This is a genomic window from Bradyrhizobium sp. U531 (genome assembly GCF_051710265.1).
Taxonomy (GTDB): Bacteria; Pseudomonadota; Alphaproteobacteria; order Rhizobiales; family Xanthobacteraceae; genus Bradyrhizobium.
In genome coordinates, this window is the sequence record NZ_JASVEN010000005.1 from 159,440 (window position 1) to 178,835 (window position 19,396).

Annotated in this window: 23 protein-coding genes and 1 pseudogene; 9 read left to right on the forward strand and 15 right to left on the reverse strand. The window is 62.0% G+C overall.

Translation table 11 applies throughout. From position 1 onward, the window contains the following. Window positions 1-312, reverse strand: coding sequence for a nuclear transport factor 2 family protein (locus QRQ56_RS23260; RefSeq protein ID WP_438743259.1), 312 nt, complete (start codon window positions 310-312; stop codon window positions 1-3). A gap of 243 nt (window positions 313-555) precedes the next feature. Next, on the reverse strand, window positions 556-750 hold the full coding sequence (locus QRQ56_RS23265) for a hypothetical protein (protein ID WP_438743261.1): 195 nt from the start codon (window positions 748-750) through the stop codon (window positions 556-558). A 131-nt stretch (window positions 751-881) separates the two neighbouring features. Between QRQ56_RS23265 and QRQ56_RS23270 the strand changes: the two genes are divergently transcribed. After that, the gene (locus QRQ56_RS23270; RefSeq protein WP_438743263.1) at window positions 882-1,109 is read left to right on the forward strand and encodes a hypothetical protein; all 228 of its coding nucleotides are present in this window, start codon (window positions 882-884) and stop codon (window positions 1,107-1,109) included. A 231-nt stretch (window positions 1,110-1,340) separates the two neighbouring features. Here the strand turns inward: QRQ56_RS23270 and QRQ56_RS23275 are convergent, their stop codons facing one another. After that, window positions 1,341-2,111 carry an EAL domain-containing protein gene (locus QRQ56_RS23275; protein WP_438743265.1) on the reverse strand — a complete coding sequence of 257 codons (771 nt, stop codon included), beginning with the start codon at window positions 2,109-2,111 and terminating at the stop codon, window positions 1,341-1,343. A 354-nt stretch (window positions 2,112-2,465) separates the two neighbouring features. Here QRQ56_RS23275 and QRQ56_RS23280 point away from each other — a divergent pair, with 354 nt between their 5' ends. Beyond that, complete coding sequence (locus tag QRQ56_RS23280) at window positions 2,466-2,714, forward strand: hypothetical protein (RefSeq protein WP_298243782.1); 249 nt, start codon at window positions 2,466-2,468, stop codon at window positions 2,712-2,714. 142 nt (window positions 2,715-2,856) lie between these two features. After that, window positions 2,857-3,126 (forward strand): DUF6894 family protein, encoded by a 270-nt coding sequence (locus QRQ56_RS23285; protein ID WP_438743267.1) that lies wholly within the window; start codon window positions 2,857-2,859, stop codon window positions 3,124-3,126. Here QRQ56_RS23285 and QRQ56_RS23290 read toward each other — a convergent pair. Together QRQ56_RS23290 and QRQ56_RS23295 are read right to left on the reverse strand one after the other, a co-directional pair. Beyond that, window positions 3,120-3,347 (reverse strand): hypothetical protein, encoded by a 228-nt coding sequence (locus QRQ56_RS23290; protein ID WP_438743269.1) that lies wholly within the window; start codon window positions 3,345-3,347, stop codon window positions 3,120-3,122. The genes QRQ56_RS23285 and QRQ56_RS23290 overlap by 7 nt on opposite strands. After that, window positions 3,344-3,544, reverse strand: coding sequence for a hypothetical protein (locus QRQ56_RS23295; RefSeq protein WP_438743271.1), 201 nt, complete (start codon window positions 3,542-3,544; stop codon window positions 3,344-3,346). Before QRQ56_RS23295 ends, QRQ56_RS23290 begins: the two co-directional genes overlap by 4 nt. A 417-nt stretch (window positions 3,545-3,961) precedes the next feature. On the opposite strand from QRQ56_RS23295, the gene QRQ56_RS23300 reads away from it, so the two are divergent. Next, on the forward strand, window positions 3,962-5,248 hold the full coding sequence (locus QRQ56_RS23300) for an NRAMP family divalent metal transporter (RefSeq protein WP_438743272.1): 1,287 nt from the start codon (window positions 3,962-3,964) through the stop codon (window positions 5,246-5,248). A gap of 550 nt (window positions 5,249-5,798) precedes the next feature. Here QRQ56_RS23300 and QRQ56_RS23305 read toward each other — a convergent pair. Both QRQ56_RS23305 and QRQ56_RS23310 read right to left on the reverse strand, forming a co-directional pair. Next, window positions 5,799-6,083 carry a hypothetical protein gene (locus QRQ56_RS23305; protein WP_438743273.1) on the reverse strand — a complete coding sequence of 95 codons (285 nt, stop codon included), beginning with the start codon at window positions 6,081-6,083 and terminating at the stop codon, window positions 5,799-5,801. 190 nt (window positions 6,084-6,273) lie between these two features. Continuing rightward, on the reverse strand, window positions 6,274-9,552 hold the full coding sequence (locus QRQ56_RS23310; RefSeq protein WP_438743274.1) for a LuxR C-terminal-related transcriptional regulator: 3,279 nt from the start codon (window positions 9,550-9,552) through the stop codon (window positions 6,274-6,276). On the opposite strand from QRQ56_RS23310, the gene QRQ56_RS23315 reads away from it, so the two are divergent. Beyond that, on the forward strand, window positions 9,546-9,881 hold the full coding sequence (locus tag QRQ56_RS23315; RefSeq protein WP_438743276.1) for a nuclear transport factor 2 family protein: 336 nt from the start codon (window positions 9,546-9,548) through the stop codon (window positions 9,879-9,881). The genes QRQ56_RS23310 and QRQ56_RS23315 overlap by 7 nt on opposite strands. A 158-nt stretch (window positions 9,882-10,039) precedes the next feature. Here the strand turns inward: QRQ56_RS23315 and QRQ56_RS23320 are convergent, their stop codons facing one another. Further along, the gene (locus QRQ56_RS23320; RefSeq protein ID WP_438743278.1) at window positions 10,040-10,243 is read right to left on the reverse strand and encodes a hypothetical protein; all 204 of its coding nucleotides are present in this window, start codon (window positions 10,241-10,243) and stop codon (window positions 10,040-10,042) included. Window positions 10,244-10,381: 138 nt separating this feature from the next. Beyond that, window positions 10,382-10,723 carry a hypothetical protein gene (locus QRQ56_RS23325; protein WP_438743280.1) on the reverse strand — a complete coding sequence of 114 codons (342 nt, stop codon included), beginning with the start codon at window positions 10,721-10,723 and terminating at the stop codon, window positions 10,382-10,384. A 181-nt stretch (window positions 10,724-10,904) separates the two neighbouring features. On the opposite strand from QRQ56_RS23325, the gene QRQ56_RS23330 reads away from it, so the two are divergent. Then, window positions 10,905-11,150, forward strand: coding sequence for an ATP-binding protein (locus QRQ56_RS23330; protein ID WP_438743281.1), 246 nt, complete (start codon window positions 10,905-10,907; stop codon window positions 11,148-11,150). Window positions 11,151-11,214: 64 nt separating this feature from the next. Here QRQ56_RS23330 and rocF read toward each other — a convergent pair whose 3' ends face one another. Next, on the reverse strand, window positions 11,215-12,192 hold the full coding sequence (rocF, locus tag QRQ56_RS23335; protein ID WP_438743282.1) for an arginase: 978 nt from the start codon (window positions 12,190-12,192) through the stop codon (window positions 11,215-11,217). Window positions 12,193-12,450: 258 nt separating this feature from the next. On the opposite strand from rocF, the gene QRQ56_RS23340 reads away from it, so the two are divergent. Then, entirely contained in the window at window positions 12,451-12,711 is a 261-nt protein-coding gene (locus QRQ56_RS23340; RefSeq protein WP_438743284.1) for a hypothetical protein, read from the forward strand. Between the two features lie 98 nt (window positions 12,712-12,809). On the opposite strand, the gene QRQ56_RS23345 is transcribed toward QRQ56_RS23340, so the two are convergent. Next, a complete protein-coding gene (locus tag QRQ56_RS23345; RefSeq protein ID WP_438743285.1) occupies window positions 12,810-12,989 on the reverse strand; it encodes a hypothetical protein in 180 nt (59 codons plus the stop codon). A gap of 437 nt (window positions 12,990-13,426) precedes the next feature. On the opposite strand from QRQ56_RS23345, the gene QRQ56_RS23350 reads away from it, so the two are divergent. Further along, window positions 13,427-14,191 carry a hypothetical protein gene (locus tag QRQ56_RS23350; RefSeq protein WP_438743286.1) on the forward strand — a complete coding sequence of 255 codons (765 nt, stop codon included), beginning with the start codon at window positions 13,427-13,429 and terminating at the stop codon, window positions 14,189-14,191. Window positions 14,192-14,578: 387 nt separating this feature from the next. Here QRQ56_RS23350 and QRQ56_RS23355 read toward each other — a convergent pair whose 3' ends face one another. Next, window positions 14,579-14,704, reverse strand: a complete 126-nt coding sequence (locus tag QRQ56_RS23355) for a hypothetical protein (protein ID WP_438743287.1) — start codon at window positions 14,702-14,704, stop codon at window positions 14,579-14,581. Between the two features lie 2 nt (window positions 14,705-14,706). Further along, complete coding sequence (locus QRQ56_RS23360) at window positions 14,707-15,015, reverse strand: hypothetical protein (protein WP_438743288.1); 309 nt, start codon at window positions 15,013-15,015, stop codon at window positions 14,707-14,709. Window positions 15,016-15,524: 509 nt separating this feature from the next. On the opposite strand from QRQ56_RS23360, the pseudogene QRQ56_RS23365 reads away from it, so the two are divergent. Continuing rightward, window positions 15,525-16,198 (forward strand): annotated as a pseudogene (locus tag QRQ56_RS23365) (SOS response-associated peptidase). Window positions 16,199-16,286: 88 nt separating this feature from the next. Here the strand turns inward: QRQ56_RS23365 and QRQ56_RS23370 are convergent. Both QRQ56_RS23370 and QRQ56_RS23375 read right to left on the reverse strand, forming a co-directional pair. Further along, window positions 16,287-17,315 (reverse strand): SphA family protein, encoded by a 1,029-nt coding sequence (locus QRQ56_RS23370; RefSeq protein ID WP_438743289.1) that lies wholly within the window; start codon window positions 17,313-17,315, stop codon window positions 16,287-16,289. Between the two features lie 120 nt (window positions 17,316-17,435). Then, a complete protein-coding gene (locus tag QRQ56_RS23375; protein ID WP_438743291.1) occupies window positions 17,436-19,310 on the reverse strand; it encodes an alkyl/aryl-sulfatase in 1,875 nt (624 codons plus the stop codon). Window positions 19,311-19,396 lie beyond the last annotated feature (86 nt).

The window sequence follows — 19,396 nt, forward strand, 5'->3', positions numbered from 1 at the left end:
CTAATTTTGCGGGCCGCAGACGTGCGCGGCGATCCTTCCGTCGGCATCGAAGGTCAGGCTCGCGCTGACGATTCCGCCGCGCGCAAAATACGAGACCAGCACCGTCTCCCCCGACGGCTGAAGATTATCGAGGCTGGAAGCGGGATAATTTGTCAGCCGGTCGCGCCAATAGGCGCGCAGGCCTTCCCAGCCCGAGCTCGTCTTCAGGCCGCCGCAGCCGCACTGAATCACCGCGTCGTCCGCATACATTCCGAGCACTGAATCTAGATCGCCGGCGCGGTAGGCATCAAGCCAATCGACCGCAGCGGCCATCGGGTCAAAGGACATGGTCCTACCTACCTGCCATTTTGCTGGCGGGGTGTTTAGAGGCAGGGCCATGAACGCAAGGTGAAGGTCATGATGAAAACGGCGCGTGCGCCGGTGGCGAAATGGCAATCCTACGCAGTGGAACCCGGATATCGCGCGATCGGGACATGACGGGATAATTGAGCAATTCGGAAGGGTCGGCTCGTGCTGCGTGCGGGCGAATGTGCCGCGCAACTGGAGAGAGCCGGCTCACTTCGTCGGCTGTGCATCGGCCTGCGCCGTGGCGGGCTCCCAGGGCGCGGGCAAGATCACGCGGATCGGGCGCGCTTCGCTGGCGGCTTGCGCGGCAGGCCGCGCCTGATCCTTCGTCGGCTCGGCCAGCGCCACGGACATCAGAGCAATCAGCATCGCCAGCGAAGTCGTCACGAGTCTCACATCCAGCATCCAAGCCTCCTGTTTGGCGCATCAACGCCGGTGGCGGCAGTTGGTTCAGGGAGAACGACCGGGAACAAGTGGCAATTCTGAAAGTTTGAAGGGGACAGATCCGGATCACCGGGCTGCTGGAGGAGGACACGATGAACATCAAGACCATCATTACCGCTGCCGTGCTGACGTCATTTGCTGCGCCCGCATTCGCGCAGGCGTTCTACGTGGTGCAGGACGTGAAGACCAAGAAGTGCACGATCACGGAATCGAAGCCGACGACCACGGAAACGACGGTCGTCAGCGGCGACACCGTCTACAAGACGAAGTCCGAAGCCGAGGCCGGCATGAAGACCGTCAAGGTTTGCACGACCAACTAAGGGAGAGACGCGATGCCCGTACTTATTCTTTGGGCCATCCCGGCCGTGATCGTGCTCGGTGGCGGTGTCTATCTGATCGGCCACATGCACTAAAGACGACAATCGGCATCGTGGAGTCACGGCGCCAAACCTTTGGAGGAGGCTGCGCAAGCGGCAAGCAAAAGCCCGCGTGGAGCGATCCACGCGGGCTTTTGTCCGATGAACTTTGAAGAGGATTTGAGATCGGGCTCCTCAACCGGCAAGTGACACGATGGTGGGTCCCAGTCCGCGCACGGTCGGCAGCGACATGAAGCCCGGCCTGGCGAAATGATAGCCCTGAAACAGGGCAATGCCCGCGGCGCGCAGCGCGGTGAGCTCGGCCTCGTTCTCGACGCCCTCGGCCAGAACCGTGATGTCGAGCTCGCGCGCGATCTGCGCCAGCGCCGCCACGATCACCTGCTTGGGGTGGCTGAGATGAATGTCGCGCAGAAGCTCCATGTCGATCTTGATCAGGTTCGGTTGCAGCCGGGCCAGCAGGCCGAGGCCGGCATAGCCAGCCCCGAAATCGTCCAGCGCCGTCCAGAACCCCAGCGCCTTGTAGGAGCGCACGATGTTCTCGACATGTGCGGGGTCGCTCATCCGCTCGTTCTCGGTGAACTCGAACATCAGATTGGCCGCCGGAAAATTGGCGCGCCGCGCGGCTTGCAGCGATTTCTGGATGCAGGCGCGCGGCTCGTACACGGCATTCGGCATGAAGTTGATCGAGAGCCGTGCGAGCGGATCCGTGAACAGCTTGCCCGCGGTCTCGATCGCCATGACGCGGGCGGCCTGGTCGAAGCGGTAAAGCTGATCGTCAGTGAGCTGGCTGAGCACGCTATGCGCGCTCTCGCCGTTCGGGCCGCGCACCAGCGCTTCATAGCCCCAGATCCGATGCGCGGTGACGTCCACGATCGGCTGAAACGCCATCTTGAACTCGAACGGCAACTCCGTTCCGTCAGCGCATCCCGCGCACTTCGCGACCATGTCAAATACTCCCGCAAGCCCTCTAATTGCAGGGACGTTACGGCGCACGCGTTAAGGAACCGAGAAGCGGGCAACAGCGTCCGGAAACCGGCGCTGGCCGTGTTCAAATGTGAACATAAGCAGGCCCTCTCTCTGCATCATGCCCCGACGAAACACGGTTGAAACAGAGCTGAAACCCGATTGGCCTGAACTCCGGATGCCCGGGCCTCGACCAACGAAGCGAAAAGGAGATCATCATGATCCAGATCGGTTCGAAGGAAGAAGTCGCGTTCCTGCTGGCGCTGTTCGGCACCCACACCCAGCCGGTGAAGCGGCCGAAGCCGAAGTCGCAGCAAAGGTAAAGAGGCTGATCCCATGCCAGGTTTGGCCGAATGCCAGAGCCTGCTCAGGCTCCTGATCGCCAGGGGCGATCCCAAGGCCATCCCGCTCGCCAAAGGCGCCATCGATCAATATCTCAACACCGCGCCGGTCAGCGCCCGCGGTCGAGGCCTGCGCGTGCTCCAGCGCGATGCCCTCGACCAGCATGATGTCGCGGTCGGCGTGCAGCGCTCGTTTGCCGAGACGGTGGACGCCTATATCGAGCACAAGCTCGCGGAGGAATGAGGGAGAACGCGTGCAAGCAGGCGCAGCCTCGCCCCTCCGCTTCGCCCCTGTGTTCCCGGAACCCCTTGTGCGCCATTGAATTTTTCAGCGCGCGCGAAACCTTTGTCCCGTTTCGGGCCTGTTAGGGCAAAGGAATATGAACATGCCGCGATATTACTTCGATTTACACGACGAGCGCGGCGCGGCGCTCGACGAGGAAGGGCTGGAGCTGTCCAGCCTGCGCGCGGTTCAGGCCGAGGCCGCCAAGTCGGTCGCCGACATGGCGCGTGACGCCGTTATTTCTGCGCCGGCGACCGGCGCAAAGCGAAAGATGGCGATCGACGTTCGCGACGCAGGCGGGCCCGTCATGCAGGTGACGTTCTCGTTCGTGATCGAGAGCTTCAACACGCGAGCGCCGTCCCGCGATCAGTGAGACGTTATCTCCGGACGGGATCGCGCGGCGATCGGCGGCCAGGATTGCTCGGAGCTGAGCACCGCGATCTTGCGGCCGAGTTGCCAGACCTCGACCTTGCCGTGCCGCGTGAACTGCTGCGCGAAGGTGAGAGCGGTCTCATCGGACGAGGCCTCGAACGCTTCAGCAGAGCGGAAGACACCGTTCTCACCCACGAGACAAGCGCGATATTGCTGGCTCATGTCGGCGCCCTCAGGCCGGGCGAGCGCAGCCAGGCGTCGATCTGGATCGCGGTCTCGTCCTGCCGCGCCCGGCGCATCAGCATCTCGCGGCGGCGCCCCGGCGCGAGCCTGCGCGCTTCCTCGCGGCAGCGCGTGGCTTCGTCGGCCAGTCTTTCGTTGAGTGTCTTGGTCTGCTTGAAACGGCGACGCGTCAGCATGGCGCATGTCCCTTGCTCGAGGAGGGCGGGAGCGCGAACCGGCGATCTCATCACCGATCTCGTGCCACGGGCCTTGCGGTGATGGACTGACGTTACGCTTGCCGCAACGAAGAGTCTGTATCTTTTGATACGGCTCCAGATTAAATTTTCGCGCGTAAACTCAGCGCTTTGAGCGACTTACTCATTTGAGGACGTGGCCTCATTTTAAGGGCGTGACGATCCTTATGTCCACTATTGGACCAAGCGACCTCAAGTCATCACCGGCCAGGCCTCGGCCTGCGATGGCAACTCGCTCGGGTGGTTTGCGCGATAGTGGCAAATTTCGAATTATCGAAACTGTAGACGCCCGCGCTCAGGAACTTTTGTTCCCCTGATGGCATTTGCTAGGAGAATCCGCCCGACCGAGGTCTCCTTTCCATGAGCGACAGCGCCCTCACCCCGACGAAATCCGCGCCGACGCTGATGCAAAGGCTCGGCCCGGGCCTGATCACGGGGGCTGCCGACGACGATCCCTCGGGCATCGCCACCTATTCCCAAGCCGGCGCGCAATTCGGCTACGGGCTGTTGTGGACGGTGTTTCTCACCACGCCGTTCATGATCGCGATCCAGCTCGTCAGCGCACAGATCGGCCGCGTCACCGGCAAGGGGCTCGCCGCCAATGTCATGAAGGTCGCGCCACGCTGGGCGGTGCTGAGCCTCGTCGCCCTGCTGGTTGCCGCCAACACCTTCAACATCGCCGCCGATATCGCCGCGATGGCGGAAGCGCTCTCGCTCGTCATCGGCGGGCTCAACCACGAGCACGCGCTGATCTTCGCGGCGGGCTCGACCATTCTGCAAGTCTTCCTGCCCTATCGCCGCTATTCGCCGGTGCTGAAATTCCTCACCCTGGCGCTGTTCGCCTATGTCGCCACCGCCTTCACCGTCAAGATCCCCTGGAGCACGGCGCTGCTCGCCGCGGTGTGGCCCAAGGCCAATTTCAGCGCCGAGTATCTGATGATGGTGGTGGCCATGCTCGGCACCACCATCAGCCCGTATTTGTTCTTCTGGCAGGCCTCGCAGGAAGTCGAGGAGATGAACCAGGGCAAGCGCGACAAGCCGCTGCGCGAGCTCAAGCGCGGCGGCACCCACGAGCTCGACCGCATCAAGACCGACACCTTCTCGGGCATGCTGCTCTCCAACGGCATCGCCTTCTTCATCATCCTGACCACGGCTTCCGTGCTGCATGCGAACGGCGTCACCAAGATCAATTCGGCCACCGAGGCGGCCGAGGCGCTGCGGCCACTCGCTGGAGATTTCACCTTCGCCCTGTTCGCGATCGGCATCATCGGCACGGGGCTGCTCGCGATCCCGGTGCTGGCGGGTTCGGCGGCCTATGGCGTTGCGGAGATCTTCGGCTGGCGGGCTACGCTGGAGGCCAAGCCCGACGAGGCGGTCGGTTTCTACACCATCATCGCCGCGGCGACGATCATCGGCTTCGGCCTCGGCTTCACCGGCATCGACTCGATCCACATGCTGGTGTGGAGCGCGGTGCTCAACGGCGTCGTCGCCGTCCCCATCATGGCGATGATGATGTTGATCGTATCCAGTCGCGCGATCATGGGGCGCTTCCGCGCCCGGTCATGGCTGATCGGGCTGGGCTGGGGCGGTACCGCGCTGATGGCGCTGGCCGTCCTCGCAATGTTCGGCTCGTCGCTGATCGGTTGAGCGCTGACGGCGCTTCAAACCGGCGACAGCGCCGCCGAGATCTGCGAGGCGATGATGAAGGCCGCGAATACGGCCGGCACGCTGATGAACCGCAAGAATTGATCTATCGAAAGCATCGCTGTCCCCCCAGAGACAAAAGCACCTTCGCCCGCCGCGCTATTCCACCCCTTGCGCGACGTGCTGCCCGGACGTCAGAAGCTGATCGGAAATGGCGGCCCCACTCATCGTGAGCAACGCCAGAATCGAAATCATGGCCAGAAATTTCATGGCCGGAACGTCGACTCCGATTGTGGCCAAAAACGTCAAACTCTGGTTCGATTCAGCGACCATTCCGGGAAGATCATGGCTGTCCCCACCTGATTTTACGGGGCTTTTCCGCAAAACGGCCGCGATGCTTCCGCTCGCCACTGGACAGCGGACTTCACGGCGCGGCGTCGCTTGCCGAACAATTGCGGCCGGGCCTTGGAGCGAGTTCGACGAAGGTTTCGGCGCGCCCAACCGCCGAAAGCCAGCGGCGGGCTCCTGAGTTACGACCGCAAAAGCTGAACGGTTAAGGCGTCACGGGATTTACGGTCGGGGACGTCTTCGGTCCCAGCCGCGCCGGCTCGATTGGTGATTTCGGGGTGGTCGGCAGCACCTTGGCGCCGGCGGCCCGCGCCGCTTCGCCCGTGTTCGCATACATCGCAACATGCGCAGGCTGGGTCTTGGCTCGATTCCACGGGCCGTGATCGACGATCAGCATTGCCGCGATCGTCACGCCTGCCACGATCAGCGCGATCACACCGGGATGGCGGAGGGCGGTCGAGATCGAATTGGCAAAGGGACCATTGGTCATGGCGGAATCCGCTGTTTTTCCAATCGCAGGTTAACGCGAAAGCGCCCCTCCCGGTTCCCGGCAGGTCGTCCGCCGAGTCGCGTGCCGCGGCCGGAGCGAACGCTTCGTCCTTCGAGATGGCCGTAGACGATCCCCCGGGGTTCGCGGCGCCATTCCGCCGCGCGCTCTTTGTTGGGCTAATCGGCGATCTCTAGATCAACAGATCATGAGACCCATGCGAAACGCCGGGATGCGGACTGTGATCGGCGGGCTGCGCGTGTTCGTCCGACGCATGAGAGATCGCGTCGACGATCATCTTGTGGTCGTCTCCCCGACTGAACACTGTGTGCGGGGCAGGAAGCTCTTTAGGTTCGACCAGCGCGAGGGAGGAAGGGGGTGCCTCGCCATCGAAGCGAAACACTTGCTCGGTGCCGCCGAACTTGGACGCGGCCGATGCCGGCTGCGCGACGTCCCATGCGTTTGCACCGGAATGCGCAGCCCGTTGCCCGTTGTCGACCACGGCGGTGTCGGTTGCAACGTGTTTGCTGACGTCGGCTCCCTTGGCCGAAGCCGAGTGGCTGGAATTGCCGTGTTCGGCACCGCCGGATTCTGCCGTCTTCGTTGCTCTCGGCGAACCGTCCAAAGCCTGGGAGTGATGCTCGTTGTCGTTCCCGACGTCGTTGCCGGATTTGGGCTTGGCTTCAGCGATCTCCGTCGCCACCACCTCTGCAGACTCCGACCCCGCAGCATGCTGCGAGTGGCCATGCTCCGTGCCACCGGGATCTTTGCCGCTGTTGCCTGCTTCCGCTTCCTTGCCGGGAACCGAGTGGCCCGAATGGCCGGGCTCAGCGTCGCTGTGGCCTGTGGTCTTCTCGGCTCCTTTGGGATCGTCGGGCATCCGAGAATGGGGTTCATGATCGTTCCCGACGGCTTTGCCGGGCTTTGACTTGTCTTCGGTCGTCTCTGCGTCCGCCGGCTTCGCAGATCCCGGCCCCGCATTGTGCTGCGAATGGCCGTGCTCGGTGTCACCGGGACCTTTCCCGCTGTTGGCTGCTTCTTCTGCTTTGCCCGAAGCCGCATGGTCCGAATTACCGTGCTCGGCGCCGGGTCCTGTTGTCTTCGCAGCCTCGGAGTTGCCGGGGCCCGTGCTGCCGGCGATGTCGAAGCCCGGTGGGACAAAGTCGCTCTGCTGCGCCGACGGGGCACCGCTGTTCGAATTGCCCGGGTCACTCTTCAAAGCGAGATTATCCGCGGCTGGAGTGGTCGCGCTACGACCAGGCGCGATCGATGATCCGTAAGCCGGGACTCCGGACGGACCGGTGCTCTGCTCGGCTGTGTCCGACGGCTCGCTCGTGACGGTGCTGGTCTCTGACGACCTTCCGGAGCCGGTTCGAACTTGCGTGAATTGGAAACTCAAGCCGTCATCAGCCAAAGCGCTCCAAACGCTGGCTGGCGCACGCGCATCCTCACCCGCGTAGCTGACATTCATACTCAGCGCAGTCTCGTCGGCCGCGGCTGCCGATAGCAACGCCGTTTCGAGTTGCTCCAAGGTGACGGCGTGGACGCCGCCCTCCATGTGCTGAACGGTATCCAACTCTGCAACGGATACGATTCCCTGCAAATGGACTTCCAGCAGGCCGCGGTCGCCGACATCAAGCACACGATCGGTCGGGTTCACATAGACGATCGTTTGATTGGTTGCGGGGTCGTAGATCCAGGCGAGTGTGTGGGGCGGAATGGATTTGGCTGCCGCCGTCAGATGCAGCCACGCCAGCCCTCCGAACGCTGCCAAATTGAGCCGACCCGGCCCTGACGCGCCATCCACGACGGAGCCGGAAGCCGCAGGATGCGCATCGATCGGGAAGCGATGAACAATGTCTTCAACGCTGCCGCCCGTTATCTGGTCGCGGCTCCCTCCGCCCGGCGCGTGCCCAGCGTCCACGAGGCCGCTGGGAGCTTGGAGATCGTGGCCCGTCGCGTCCGAGCCCGCCTGCTTCCCGCTGACGTCTTGCATGACGTTCATTGCAGCGGTCACAAAGCCAGGATGCGGACCAGGATCGTGCGACAGAACATCCGAGGCCGCAGTGCCGGCATGGCTGGCGTCGACCTCGCTGGCCGCGGCCAGTTGCTTGGTGGCACTCTCTCCAAGGCCGGCCAGGAAGCTGTCGATCGATGTTTTGCTCAACTCACTCGCCTGTGCGGTGAGATGATTGTCGCTGAGTGCGTAGATCAAGGCACCGGCGACAGCGGCGAAGGTGCCGTATCCTCCGGGAACGGACGGGGAAGCAAGCAGCGGGATTCGATACGCCAGGACGGCGCCCTCTCCAATTTCCGCGTCGCCGATTGCCTGCAGCAGATGCGCAGGTAGGTTGCTCGTGCCCGATCCAACAGCACCGACGTCCTTCCAGACCTTCGAGCCCAGGTATTGCTCCGCCGCGCGCAGCGCTTCCATGGCGACGGCCGGGCTCGGGGCCTGGTTTGCCTTGGCGAGCAAGTCCTTTTCCGTGAACGGAAGCGTCCCGCTGGGTTTCGAGGTGACGAAATGCGCAAGAATGGCCTTCTTCCAGACCTCATGCCCGGCGTACTCTTCCGTATGTCCGGGACCGTCGTCATGCGCAAGGTGGTCGTCGATATCCGCCGCCTTGAGCTCGTCCGCAACTGCGAACACCAGAAAGGCCAGCGCGAGCGCACTGAAGCCGGAAGTCCGCTGCAACCATGAGATGGTCGCAAGCACCGTCCTGTTGGTGATCTCGAGCTTCTGGAAGATATTGTGCAGGTGGACTTTCACTGTTCCCTGGGACACGTCGAGCCGGCGCGCGATCTCCTTGTTCGACATCCCTTCCGACACCAGTCGGACGATCTGACGCTCCCGGGGTGTGAGCAGCTCCAGCATCTTCTCGATTTTGCCGCCGCCATTAGCCTGCTTGCCGGCCGGAGCGAGATCGGACGGCTCCAGCGACACGCCACTCTTCGTCATCAGCCGCAGCGACCGCAGCATCGTGCCGGGAGCGGCATATTTCGAGATTGCGCTGCAGGCGCCGGCAGCAATCGCCGCGGTCAGATCGGGACTGCCCTCGGATTCGGTAAAGAACACCAACCGCGTGGAGAGCTTCTCGGCTTTCGCGATCGCGAGGAAGTCGGATGCCGTCAGGTCCGGCAAGGTGTCGGCAATGAGCGCGACGTCGGGCGACAAAATCCTGATGGCTTGGAGGCAGCTCGTCCCGTCGTTGGTCGAGGCGACCACCTCGAAATCCTGCTGTGTCCCGAGGACCGACTTCAGTCCCTGCAGGACGATCGGTTGCCGGTCAACAAGCACAAGCCGGATGGGTTTGAGAATCCCCTGCTTGGCAGATGCGTCCAACATCGACTTGGCCTCGGCCCGGTCCTCTATGTCCTTCGGCATATGGCCGTGGCCGGGTGGAATAATAAAATGCAATTGCTCGATTTGGTTCCTGCGGCTTAAATCAGATGGGACGGCAGTAAGTGACAAACATCTCCTATGACCCGATGGCCATTGCGGTCGACTGGCTTGATGCCTACCGCGCCGGCGATCTCGAAGCGATCATGGAACTTCATTCGGAAGATGCCGTGGTGCACTGCGGTTGCTGTGGCGTCCAAACCATCACCGGCCGCGAGGCAGTTCGTGCCTATTGGATCGATCGCCTTCGAAAATGCCCGGCCGGCACGCTGGACGACCTCAATCCTTCAGACGATAGAACCGTGATCCGCTACGTCACTGATGCGGGTGTCATGAGCGCAGTCTTGGCGTTCGACGCCGCCGGGAGGATCAAGGTGCTGGACTGCAGTCCATTGTATTAGCCGGACGCAGTCGGGCGTGGCGTCCGCAAACTAACTTCCGAAGATGACGCGCAAGGCGATCACGATGATCGCCGAGATGAGAGACGAAATCGCGAGCAACGTCCAACTGGGCCTTGTGCTTCCGCGGACTACGCGCGCGACCAGCGTTTTCATGCTCGTCAACATTCGTCGCTGGGGAGCCGGTACAGGTAAGCGATCCCGAAGCTGGCGAGTTCTTCGGTATCGCTCTGGCGCTCTTCTCTTCTCGTGAGCAGGTAACGTTCCAGCAGGCATCGCCGACTGTCGGACGCGTCCACATCGGGATGCCGCGCCCGATAGACGGTCCAGGCGGTTTCGGTGGCCTTCTTCAAGACGTCGTCCACGATGCTCGCTCTCCGAACCCGGATTCATCGCTGCCAACTCGAGGCGCCCCCGAAAGTTGCCAGTTTTTCCCGGTCATGTGACGCAATGCGGTCGCACGCGAGCGACCGCGGCTCTCATCAGTGAGGCAAGGCGCTGCGCTAAGGTCGCGCCGGCTGCGAGGGCGCTGGCGCCACGGGCTGCTGTGAAGGTGCGGTTGGCGGCTTGGACGGCTCCGCCGGCGCAGCAGGGTCGCTCCCACTGTGCGGCACACAGGTGCCCACGTTGCTCAGAAGCCGCTTTGCTTCGAGATCCCGGGCCTTCTTGTAGTCCCTGCGCCGGTCGATCCGCGCCGCAGCCGTGCGGTCCCACGCCTCGAACGCGTCGGAGTAATGCTGTCGCATCTGCTCCTCCGCGGACAGGCAGTCACTGAACTTGTCGAAGACGAGATCGGTGTTGACGGGCGCGACGCCACCCACGAGGACCACAAGCATCCATTTCATGACTCTTGCCTATATGCGCACCTGTTCAACGAAACCCGTGATGTCGGCACGGCTTCCGGTCGCCTCGCCGCGGCTTCGAAAAAAAGGCCCCGGCTCGCGGGAATAGTGGGGGGCATTCAAGCCGGGGCCATACGGGGTCACCCTTGGGGAAGGGCATCGGGAAAACTTGGCAATCGCGGGAATGTTCCTCTCCGAATGTTCACGCCGCGCCGACCCGTCTATCCAGGATACCGGCGCCGGAGTGCCCCCGCAGGACATGGAGCGTGTGTTTGATCCCTTCTTTACGACCAGGCCGGCGGGCATTGGACCGGGATTGGCGATCTGCCGCACCATCATCGAAAGGTATGAGGGCCGTTTGGTGCTTGCCGAATCCCGACCCCAAGGCTCGACGTTCGAGGTCATTTCGAGCTCATACTGCCGGTCGTAGGCCAGGCGCGTTAGTACGGAGGCTTCTCGATGTCGTTGGCGGCCACCATCGATCCGGCGCCGCTTCACTCGCCCGGAGCGATGGCGTTGCTCGGCGTCGGCCGGTCGGTGATCTGCTGGCCGAACAGGCTGCCGATCAGCTCGACGGCGGTGCGCGCCGTCCGGCCGCGTTCGTCGAGGAAAGGATTGAGCTCGACGATGTCGACCGATCCGACCACGCCGGAATCGTGCAGCAGCTCCATGATCAGGTGCGCCTCGCGATAGGTCGCTCCGCCCGGCACCGTGGTGCCGACGCCGGGCGCCACGCATGGATCGAGGAAATCAACGTCGAAGCTGACATGCAGCACGCCGTTGCGCGCCTTGACCCGCTCGATGACGCGCCGGGTCAACACTGCGACGCCGAACTCGTCGATCTGGCGCATGTCGACGATCCTGATCCGGCGTGCGCGCATCAGCTCTTTTTCCAGCTTGTCGATCGAGCGCGCGCCGAACAGATCGAGTCGGTCCGGGTCGATCGAAGCCCGCGGCTCGTCGCCGAGCAGGCCGTCGAGGCCGGGCTCGCCGCACAAGAACGCGGCCGACATGCCGTGCATGTTCGCCGTGATCGTCGTCTCCGGCGTGTTGTAATCGGCATGGGCGTCGAGCCAGAGCACGAACAGCTCCCGTCCGCTCTCCTGCCAGTGACGCGCCATGGCATTGACCGATCCCATCGACAACGTGTGATCGCCGCCGAGGAAGATCGGCAATGCACCAGTCTTTGCGATCTCGTAGCCTCTGCGGCTCAGAACGCGCGTCCAACGCTGAATCTCGCGGTAATGATTGGCCCTGTCCGGCGGACTGTCGGTGAGGTCTCGCATCTCGGCCACGGAAAGGTCGCCGTAGTCGACGACCTCGAGATCCAGGCTTTCGAGCAGCGTCGCAAGGCCCGCGGTCCGCAGCGCTGCAGGGCCCATCAAGGTGCCGCGCTGCGATGCCCCCATGTCGATGGGGGCCCCGAGCAAAGCGATGCGCCGGGCTCGATCCATCATGGTTTGATCGGTCACGGCTGTCTCCTGACATCAACAAGGCTCAGTCAGCCTAACAGAGATTCGCGCCCGGCGTTTCCCGGGGTCGCCGCCGCCGACATACCGCCAGGAACAAATTCATGCGCGCTGAATTGCCAATCAAGGGCCGGCACCCGCCGTTAATGACGGCGCCTGTCGCGGATAGCCAAAGGTCGTCAGACCCGCTGTTCAAAACGAGCGCTCGCGCGGATAGCCAAAGGTGCCGGCCTTGTTCATCGGTCATTGGAGGTCGCGCGCGTGAGCACGGAGATACCGCAGTCCCCTTCCCAACCCGGCGTGGCCGAGCGTGCCATCGATGCGGCGGCGGATGTCTCCCGCACGGTCGGTGAAGTCGCCGGAGGCCTGCACGCGGCCGTCAACCGCCTGACCTCGACGATCGAGGAATCGCGCAGGCCCGGCGGAGCCCTCGCGACAGTCGCGGCAGTCACGCGCGAAGCGCCGCTGGCCAGCCTGTTCGTCGCCTTTCTCTTTGGTGTGGCCGTCGCGCGGCGGCGATAGCTTTTCGGCGACCGCCCGCGTGGCAAGGCAGTCGTCCACTCGCCGTCGCTCCTCTCAGACGAGTGGAAGGAGAGCGAGATCGGTCCGTTTGGCACAGTTCAAACCGTATTCAATGGAGGCCTTCGCGCTTCATCAAGCGCTTCTTCGTCCAAGATAATCAGCTCATAGACGTCCCGACGATCGAACGGAGGCTCCACATCTCTCGGCATGATTGGGGTGCCGCCATTCTTCTGCGCGACGAAGGCAAGATATTTCTTCAGAAGTTGTCGATAATCCATATTGAAACTCCCTTCAGAACGGCAGTGAGCGCTAGGTTTCATCCCACTCTATGCGAGCTTCGCCGATAAACGCGTCCCCCGTGACAAATGCGCGAGAGCCACCGCAGGCGGGGCATGCGCGTCCCTCTGTTTTGTACTTCGGTGGAAAGGCGGTCGTGAGGTATACTTTATCGCAAATGGGGCACGTGAAGGCAGCGTTGTTACCGAACCAATCGGCGTTGGCATTGCCGTTGGCGCGGCCTCTGTAAAGCTCTGGATCCAAGTGTCTGACTGGCATTTTGCTCTCCGCTCCCCCGTCGTGGGCGGTCGAGAGGCTATTGCTTCCAATATGACCCGACAAGTTCGTTACCTCAAAGTGCGGACTTTCGTCGGGGTGAACTTCGCTCTATTCTTTACCAATGTCGGAAGCGGGTCCAAGGAGATACCCCGAGGCCGGAATGAAGGCGGCCGCCGTGGTCTCCGAATACATGTTGAAGCTTGCGCGGCCTCTATTTTGGCACATAGGGGCGATGTACGACGGTCCGTTGCGTGGGGCTACAACGTTCATATTGCGGTTCGAGAAACGGCATTTCGCCGTAACCGCTGACCATGTACTTGCGCAATATTTCGATGCCCGACGAAGCGATGCTCGCACTATATGCCAAATCGGAGAATGTCAGGTCTGGCCAGAGACGACGCTAATTGGGCGGAGCGCCAAGCTTGACATCGCAACTTTCGAGATTGATCCGGTCCAGCTCCGTGCGATGGGGGCTGAACCATTCGATTGTCGAAAGGATTGGCCGCCTATTAACGTAGAAGATGGAGATAGTTTGAGTTTGGCCGGCTATCTCGATAGTCGGCGCAGGGTAATTCGGCGCGGTCACCGCGAGCACGAGGCGTGGGGTGCGCATGGCATTGTCGACGCAGTCAGCGACCGAGAAATCATTACCATATACGATCCAGCAAAGGCGTTTGCTGCGGATGGTGTTGCAATGCCGCCGCTCGGCTTCAATATGAGCGGGTGTAGCGGCGGCCCCGCGATTTTGCTCAAGGACGTGAACGGCCTTCTACGCACTTTCCCCGTTGGCCTCATCTTCAAAGGATCAAATGGAAAGGCCGAAGGAGCGTTCGCAGACTTCGACCGAATTCATGTTCGTAAGCTTCACTTCATCCAACCTGACGGAAAGCTAGCTGAACCGGATTCAGGCTGGCTGCCAAGGTAATCTTGAGAGTAGTCCCCCCGTCCATCCCTCAGGGCCTCCAAACACCTAACGACGGAATGGTAGTGCTCCGACCGACCAAAAGACTTCCGCTCGGTTCTCATAACCGGACATTCTTCTAAGAACGCAAAGCCTGCAGCACGGAACGTTTCAGCAATAAGGAAGCCCGCGGCATCCCGCGGGCTCTCGCATTTCAAGTGTCGGATACTCGACTTAGTATCCGGATGTCGCGCCGCTCTTCGCTTTCCGGTGAGGCCGCTTTGGGCGGCGGGTCCAGCACTGCCAGTGGGCTCTCCGGCTGATACGCAAGCGCCTCCGCGATCCACCTCGGCCATTTCGGTTCTGGACCCGGCTCAGGACGCGCTTGAAGCAGCTTCTGGAGTAGGTCGCTCATGCCTGCTCCTGTGAATTCAGCCAACGCTCTTCAAAGGCTGCTTCGGAATCGCATATCGCGCCGAGGCTCCCGAGAACGCTGATCGGCACGCGCTGTGCGCTCTCCTCGATCTGGGCTTCCATGATCACGTTGTCGCGGGGGTGAACGATAACCCGCTCGATGCGGTGAACAAACTCCACGGGCTTGCCGTCTTCGCCGGCTGCAGCGCCTTGCCCCAGCCTCGATCGAAAATGAGGCTCGCTGCGGCGACGCGGGCATGGGCCGGGGCTTCCTTGTCGCGCATGATCTGCACGAGAGTTCTCATGGCGAGGGCGGTGTGCGTCCGTGCCAAGGACTTAATTTCGGTCAAGGTGCGTTGCTTCACCGCGCGACGAGCGGCCGCCCTCGCGAGCGCGTTCTGGGACAACAGGTTGACATTAGCTGGGTCAGGCATTGAAAGATTCCTCCAAATTCCCATGTTGATTCAAGATCGAGACGCAAAAAACCCGCGGCGGAATATCCGGCGCGGGTGCAAAACAATCTTCGTCTCGATGATGTTACTCTGACAGTGCTTTGCCCGACGTGTCAATTTGCGACGAAAGGCGATCGCTTGAACAAGCGTCGCCGTAAAACCCAAAGTTAGCTCGGTTCGCAGACCTACAGGAAGAGAACGCCGCCCGAATGGGGTCAAGCAGGGGGCGCACAGAAATTTCCTGATTACCCCAAAATAAAATTCAACCAGTCGGACGGGCAGCTTGGTGTGCCCGCATTGTGGGAGGTCAGCGTCGGCTGCGAACAAGGACCGTGCAAGAAGGCTGTCCCCTGACGACTCTTTGGTTTGCGACCGCGCACCCTGCACCGCTTCCAACAAACTTAAGAAGTGGCGAATGTGGGGAGATACGAAGCAGCCAATAGATGACATGATCAAAAAAGGTCAGTGACAGCCAGGCCGCGAAGAGGTGCCTGAAGGAGTGGTATTCGATCACGACGAACCAGGCTGCCATCACCGAACTGTTCCGCGTCGTCCGGCGCTACGAAGGCAACTTGCCGCCGATGCCCGGCGTATTTCCAGACTATCCCGCCCCCGTCGTCCGTGAAGCAGGCGGCGAGCGAGAAATGGCATTGATGCGCTGGGGCATGCCGCCGCCGCCGCGCACCGGCGGCCCGCCGGTGACGAACATCCGCAACACATCGTCGCCGCATTGGCGCGCTTGGCTGAAGCCGGAGCATCGCTGCCTCGTGCCCGCCAACAGTTTTGCCGAATACGCGCCCGAGCCGAACCCGGAGACAAAGAAGAAGGATGTCGTCTGGTTCGCGCTGAGGGAAGAGCGGCCGCTTTTTGCATTCGCCGGCATCTGGACAACGTTCAACGGCGATCGCGGCACGAAGTCCAAGCCTGTTCCGGGTCCGCATCAGGTCTATGGGTTTCTCACGACGAGTCCCAACGCGATCGTCGAACCGATTCATCCGAAGGCGATGCCGGTAATCTGACTTCACCCGAGGAGTGGGACATCTGGTTGCGTGCGCCGTGGGATGAAGCAAAGTCCTTGCAGCGGCCACTTCCTGGCAAAGAACTGAAGATCGTCGCCCTTGGGAGTGACAAGGAAGACACTGGAGGCAGTCCTAGGGACTTATAATCCCCTACGTCCGCTGATCTCCCGGTAGCGTCGCGAAAGCGGACATTGCGTGAGGTCCGGTAAGGGCCAAAAACAGACCAAAGCGAACTCAGTATTTTCGGCTTATTACGCTCGCGGATGGCGTCTTCTCGGGTGGTGCCGCGGAGACCGCAAACGTCACCCAAGTGCTCCATGTGCTTGCTCGGTTTTCGACTTCCAGATCCTTGTAGCCACGCAGATTGAGATAACCCTGATATCCCTCGGACAGCGGAATGATGAACCCGATCTGAGGCCCAATCCCTATTGCCCTACCTCTGAAGCCGCCGAGTTTCGCGCCGGGGCCGCTGTCGTCGGTTATCTGTTGGAAAAAGTAGCCGGCTACGCCGACGTGGACATTCTTCGTCACGAACTGCGAGGCCGCCCAGTCGACATGGAAGTCGATGCCGTTCTGATACTGCAGGTACGGATTGATAGTGCTGTAGGTCAGGCCGCCGACTACCGAGAACTCATGTCCGCTCTTGGGATCCAGGTAGGTGTAGCCCGCGCCTGCATCAATGGCCGGAAATCCGGGATTCAAATTGGCGAGGCGGGTCGGATCGTAGGTGCCGCTTGGGATGTTGCCGGTCACGTACACCATCGTATTGTGGACGCCCTGGTTCCACTTCAGCGTCCCCTGGTAGTAGATGTCGGATAAGGTCGTGCGGTTATCGCTCTGGCCGCCCGAGATGGTGTTGCCTCTGGGGCCGGTCAGCGTTGCATCGACCCCAACCCCGAGATTCCCCGGGGCGGCCAGCACGCTGAAACCGGCCTGGCCGCCGAGTACGGGCATCGCGGACGTATAGGTGATTCCTTGAACGAGGACGTCAGCGTGCGCATCGATCCCGGCTACCACGGACCCACGCGCACCGTTGCTGGTCACAAAGTTCTGTGAGGCGCCCGCGTTGGCCTGCAGGTGCAGGTAGACAGTCGAGTACGCCCAGCCGGGCGTTACCGGGGCGGCAGCCAGGCTGCCGAAGATACCGGGAAGCCAGAAGCTGACGCCGCCGGCGTCGGCACGCGCCTGTTGCACAAACTGCAAACACGCCAGCGCGCAGGCCCCGGCTTGAAGAATGGCTCGAACAATCGCGGTCCGTCCCACGTCGCTACTCCTCTTTCGGTCAGTTCTCGAATCATACGACTGGGGCCCTTCGAGACTCCGCCTTCGGCCAGGATGGACCTTCAAAAGCGCTCATCGTGAGCCTCTCTGCGCGGTGCGAACTCATCCCTTCCAAGCCGGGCGCGTCACGATCGGAAACAAGAACGGAGGGGTGGTCGTGAGGCCCAATAGTTCCGATAGCGCCGTCTGGTTCCCGTCGAAACTGAGTCCTGAATTCTCGCCAGATTTTCCGCTCATCAGCGCTGCTACGACGGCCGCGGTCGAACCCTTGACCGTCAGATCAGGCGAGGTCGCCGGCTTGTTGGAGTGATTGAGCACGCGATTGCGTAGCGTCAGCGACCGCTTTTCCTTACCGTCAACCTCGAAATTGATGGTGATTGATTTCCCAGCCGCCTTGTCGCTATCGATCTGAATTCCAAGGAAATCGAAGGCCATCTCAATCGGAAGGGCTTTGGCCATGTCCGGAGACGCCGCGAGACCCGGCGCCTCCTTTGGCAGACCATCTCTCAGCTCCTGCGCGCCTGCGAAGTAGATGTTGCGCCAGGTCGCCGCTTCGGACTGGTAGCCGAGTTGTTCGAAGGCATCGGCCTGGAGGTAACGCGCATTCTGGTTCTCGGGCTGTGCCAGAACCAGGTGTTGGAGGATCTGCGCGGCCCAGCGGTAGTCGCCCGCATCGTAGGCCTTCTGCGCCTTGTCTAGCAGCGCCTCCGGACCACCCATCAGCTCGACGTAGCGGGGCGCTGCCTGGATCGGCGGCAGAGGCTCGAGCTCGGCGGGATTCTCGCTGAAATAGCCGAGATAGAAATTGTAGACCGCACGTGCGTCATGGCTGACGGTGCCGTAGTAGCCACGGGTCGCCCAATTCTTCTCCAGCTCAGGCGGCAGCTTCACCAGCTCGCCGATCTCGGGCATCGTGTAGCCGGCGTTGGCGAGGTGCAGCGAGCGGTCGTGGATGAATTTGAAGGCGTCGCGATAGTTCTCAATGTGCTTTCGGATGTTCGCATTGCCCCACACTGGCCATTGATGCGGCGCGTAGAGAACCTCGGCCTGGTCGCCCCACATCTCGAGCGTCTGGTTCAGGTACTTCACCCACTTCGAGGAATCACGTGTCTTGGCGCCGCGCAAGGTGTAGAAATTGTGCAGCGTATGACAGGCGTTCTCGGCTGTGCACAGCGCCTTCAGTGCCGAAATGTAGAAGTGCATCTCGCTCGGCGCTTCACTCCCGGGCGCCATGAGAAATTCGAACTCGAGGCCGTCGATCGTCATCTTCTGACCGGTCTCGGTGATCGAGTCCGTCGGCGTAATGAGGGTCAAAGGATCGGTGGCGCCGGAGATTCCAAGCGCCGACCCGAGCGTTTGGCCGGCCCCCGGCCCTCGGCCCAGTCCGCCGCCCCCCATATACATCGTCCGGCGCAGCATCGCGTTGCCGGCGTAGACGTTCTCGCTGACGGCCTCTTCGGTAAAACCTGCGGGCGCGATCACCTTCACCTTCCCGGCGGCGACGTCCTCCCGCGAGATGACAGCTCCGACGCCGCCGAAATGATCGGCGTGGCTATGGGTATAGATGACCGCCGTGATCGGCTTTCTCGGCCGATGGGCAAAGTAGAGTTCGACGGCATTCCGGGCTGCCGACGTCGCGATGGCGGGGTCCATCACGATCACGCCGGTGTCGCCCTCGATGAACGTCACGTTGGCGATATCGAGATTCCGGGCCTGGTAGATGCGGTCGGTGACCTTGAAGAGGCCGGCGAAGCTGTTGAGCTGTGAAATGCGCCAGAGCGAAGGGTTCATCACATCGGGAGCAGGTCCCTCGGTCGGTACCTGAACGGTCTTCAAATCGAAAGTGACCTTCCCCTGTTCGTCCTTGAGCGCATTGCCCGGAACGCCGGCGATGAAGCCGCGCTGCGCGTCCTCGAAGTCCGTGCGATCGTTGAAGGGAAGCGTCTCCAGCACGCGGCGGTTGGCGGCCTTGGTCACATCCGTCGGCGGCTTTGGAGACGCCGATTGCGTCCGCGCGCTCTGCGCAGAGGATTGGCGGGAACTAGCCAACATTGAGATAGCGG